Genomic DNA, 4539 nt, shown 5'->3' on the forward strand with positions numbered 1-4539 from the left:
AGTTAGTTTGTCTAGCATCTAAAAATAAAAATTGACGTTCACGTTGTTTGTTTCGTTCAGTTTTCAAAGAACTTGTCCGCCGCTTCAGAAGCGACTTCATCATATTAACATCTTCATTTTTCGATGTCAACTATGTTTTTTAATTTCTTTTTGTCGTTTTCTGCGTTTCCGCATCAGCGACGTTTATTAATATACCATCATGGTTTTTAAATAACAAGTGTTTTTTATAAAAAAACACAAAAAATTATCTAGCCTACTTTCTTCTATAGAAAGAACCATTATCCTTTCTACTGAAAACATTCATTTTGCTTGCAGACAACTTACTATACACTATCATCAACCAGACAGTATTCCACATGAATTCCTAATCCTTAGCCCTCTTCCTTTTAAATTTTACAATAACCATAACTCTACTCAAGAAGGACAAATCCTCATTTAAATGTAGAGTAACAAAAAATGAGTCCACTATACTAGAGCAAAACTTTAATTAATGCTTCTCTTCAACAATCAGGAATTTCACTTGCAGAAATAACGAACTTCCCTTCAAAATATTAACTTAAGATTATTGTTAGAATTTTTTTACATTTAATTAATGAAAAATATCCATTTTTTGTTATATAGTAAGAAAGTGCCCACACAACTATAAATAAACTAATGGAGGAATTATCTTATGGATAGGTTAACAAAGTTTTCATTAAAAAACCGAGCCGCTATTATCATCATGGTTTTTCTCATTTCCATACTCGGCGTTTATTCCGGATCTAAATTACCTATGGAGTTTTTACCAAGCATCGATAACCCCGCAATAACTGTTACGACATTGTCTCAAGGGCTCGATGCTGAAACGATGACCAAAGACGTGACTGATCCTCTCGAAAAACAATTTCGTAATTTAGAACATATCGATGGCATTACTTCTTCTACACATGAAGGGTTATCACGCATCGACATCGCATATACATCCAAGGCAAATATGAAAGACGCGGCACGCGAAGTCGAGAAAGCAATTAATACAATTAAATTACCTAAAGATGTAACTAAGCCTGTAGTTAGTCAATTAAATACTTCTATGATTCCACTCGCTCAAATCACCATCCAGAAGCAAAACGGATTTTCAAAAGCTGACGAAAAACAAATCGAGAAAGAAATCGTACCACAACTCGAAAGCATTGATGGTGTTGCCAATGTTATGTTTTTCGGAAAATCAACTTCCGAATTATCAATCGTACTTGATCCTAACCAACTAAAAGATAAAAACGTAACATCACAGCAAGTATTAACAGTTTTACAAGGAAAAGAAACCTCCACTCCAGCCGGAGCAGTTACCGTTAATAAGGAAGAATACACTCTTCGTGTCATCGGAGATATAAAAAATGTAAATGACATAAAAAACATCACCGTTACACCTCAAGTAAAATTAAAAGATGTCGCTCAAATTGAACTAAAACAACATTACGATACAATCTCACACATAAACGGAGAAGAAGGTACAGGATTAGTCATCATGAAAGAGCCGAGTAAAAACGCGGTTGCAATTGGAAAAGAGATCGATAAAAAGATTAAAGATATAAGTAAGGAATATAAAGATCAATATTCTATTAAACTTTTAGCTTCAACTCATGAGCAAGTTGAAAATGCTGTTACTAGTATGGGAAAAGAAGTAATCCTTGGGGCCATTGCCGCAACTCTCATTATCTTAATCTTTTTACGTAGCTTTCGAACAACACTCATCGCTGTCGTCAGTATCCCATTATCTATCCTATTAACACTATTTTTACTCCACCAATCTAACATCACACTTAACATTTTAACTCTAGGTGGCTTAGCCGTTGCAGTTGGACGTCTCGTCGATGATAGTATCGTTGTCATCGAGAATATTTTCCGTCGTTTACAAAAAGAATCTTTCTCTAAAGATATTATTCTCGATGCAACAAAAGAGGTCGCCGTCGCAATTACCTCTTCTACTTTAACAACAGTCGCCGTTTTTTTACCTATCGGTCTCGTATCGGGAGTAATTGGAAAACTAATGTTACCTATGGTGTTAGCAGTTGTGTATTCTATACTTTCTTCCTTAATTGTGGCATTAACAGTCGTTCCACTTATGGCTTTTTTACTGCTCAAAAAAACAAAACGTCGCAATTCACATTCTTCACCGCGATATGTCGCCACATTAAAGTGGGCTCTTTCTCATAAGTTTATCATTCTACTCACTTCTTTTTTATTATTTGCAGGATCAATTGCAGCCTACATACTACTTCCGAAAGCGAACATAAAGTCTGAGGACGATACAATGCTTTCCGTTAACATGACATTTCCAGCTGATTATGATTCTGAAGCTAAAAAACAAAAAGCCTTTGATTTCGAAAAGAAACTCCTCTCTAATTCTGATGTAACAGATGTTATTTTGCGAATGGGATCTAGCGCAGAAGATGCACAATGGGGACAGACAACTCAAAACAACCTTGCAACTATATTTGTAGTCTTTAAAAAAGGATCTGACATCGACCAATATATTAAAGAATTAAAAAAGGAACATACAGCTTTCGAACCAGCTGAACTTGATTATATAAAAACGAGTTACTCTGACTCCGGCGGCGGAAACAACTTACAATTTAATGTAACAGCTACTAACGAAACAAATTTACAAAAGACCACTAACATCGTCGAAACAAAACTAAAAAGCATGGATTCTCTTTCCAAAGTAAAAACAAATATAGAAGAATCTAAAAAAGAATGGCAAATTCATATCGATCAAACAAAGGCTGAGCAACTAGGTTTAACACCAGAATTAGCAGCACAACAAGTATCATTCCTTATGAAGAAATCTCCTATTGGGGAAATCTCAATCAATAATGAAAAAACAACTATTATGATAGAACACAAAAAGGCATCCATTAACAAACAAGAAGATATTTTAAACACAAACATACTATCACCTATTAACGGACCAATTCCTTTAAAAGACATTGCAACTATTTCAGAAAAACAACTTCAAACGGAAATCTTCCATAAAGATGGGAAAGAAACGATTCAAATTACTGCAGAAGCTTCAAGTGAAGATTTAAGTAAAGTAAGCGCAGAAGTAAACAAAGCAATAGCTGACTTAGATTTACCTAACGGGGCAAAAGTAAATATCGCAGGTGCTACTGAATCTATGCAAGAGAACTTCACTGATTTATTTAAAATTATGGGGATTGCAATCGGGATTGTATATTTAATTATGGTTATCACATTCGGGCAAGCGCGCGCTCCTTTTGCAATTTTATTCTCTTTGCCATTAGCTGCTGTCGGAGGCATTTTAGGATTAATCATTTCCAGAACACCAGTTGATGTAAATTCCTTGATTGGCGCATTAATGTTAATCGGAATTGTCGTTACAAATGCTATTGTATTAATAGAAAGAGTCCAACAAAATCGAGAAAACGGTATGGAAACCAGAGAAGCACTATTAGAAGCCGGCCCCACTCGATTACGCCCAATTATTATGACAGCCATAACAACAATCGTCGCTATGCTACCACTTCTATTCGGCCAATCTCAAGCGGGCAGCATGGTATCAAAAAGTCTAGCTGTCGTTGTAATTGGCGGCTTAGCCGTTTCAACCATTCTTACATTAGTAGTTGTTCCTGTTATGTATGAACTATTAGATAAAATCGGGAGAAAAAGACGCTCCCGCAGAAAAATAAGTACTTCAACAGAAACACCTGATATTTAAACCCAAAGGCGTTATCTTCATAATTGAAGATAACGCCTTTTGTATTCCTCTACCTATCCATAAAGTGAAACTTTAATCAGCAGGGTTTTGTCCACCCCCCACTGATTATTAGCCCGCACCAATCGGGCGTTTACTGCCAGTTTAGCTCCCGTCTAACTTCTTTGCTCCAGCTGAATTTTGAGGTGGGAGTTTTACCACCCACAAATAGCGGGATAAATATAGTCCATCACTTTTTTACCATACTTCTCTAGTGGTTCTCCAAAATCCACAATAAGATATTCACCATGTAAAGGCCTTTTACTGCCAGACAGACATTTTTTAAATGCTACTTCTGATTCTACTTTTGTAATTTGATTTACCTTACGTTCGCGCGTTTGTAACCTACGATTAATTTCTTCTATATTATTAAGATAACATTCAATATATTTATATGTAGCACCATTTTTCTGACATAAATCTATTCCTTTTTTAATCATCCCTTCGTAGAGACATGGACTATCTAATATCACACTGTGCTTTTACTCCAGCAAAAAAACAATCAGTTCCCACTCAATATCATAGAAGATTCCCCCAACCACTGTTGATTCAACACCTGTTTCCTTTAATGATTTTAATAAAGCTGATTTCGCAACGTCATGATCTACAATAACAGCACCTGTTAATTTAGCGATATACTTAGAAAATGTCTATTTCCCAGATCCAGGAAATCCCGACATTTGCAAAAAAAAAAAAAAAAAAAAATTAAAAAAAAACACCAAATTTATTTACGAATTAAAAAAAAAAAATATAACAATTAAAAAACACATATTAATTTAATTACAAAA

The 4539-nt window shown here is 34.9% G+C and carries 1 protein-coding gene and 1 pseudogene; one reads left to right on the forward strand and one right to left on the reverse strand.

The window, feature by feature from the left end:
* The first annotated feature begins 670 nt into the window (after positions 1-670).
* Complete coding sequence (locus tag JDS80_RS30235) at positions 671-3715, forward strand: efflux RND transporter permease subunit (protein WP_199640766.1); 3045 nt, start codon at positions 671-673, stop codon at positions 3713-3715.
* A 191-nt stretch (positions 3716-3906) separates the two neighbouring features.
* Here JDS80_RS30235 and JDS80_RS31825 read toward each other — a convergent pair.
* Positions 3907-4386: pseudogene (locus tag JDS80_RS31825) on the reverse strand (P-loop nucleotide/nucleoside kinase family protein).
* Positions 4387-4539: the final 153 nt, after the last annotated feature.

Origin of the sequence: Bacillus cereus group sp. N8 (genome assembly GCF_016483685.1) — a bacterium.
In the GTDB taxonomy this organism is placed as follows: domain Bacteria; phylum Bacillota; class Bacilli; order Bacillales; family Bacillaceae_G; genus Bacillus_A; species Bacillus_A proteolyticus.

Coding starts and splice junctions, on each gene's coding strand:
- JDS80_RS30235 (WP_199640766.1), top strand. CDS start 671: ATGGATAGGTTAACAAAGTTTTCATTAAAAAACCGAGCCGCTATTATC.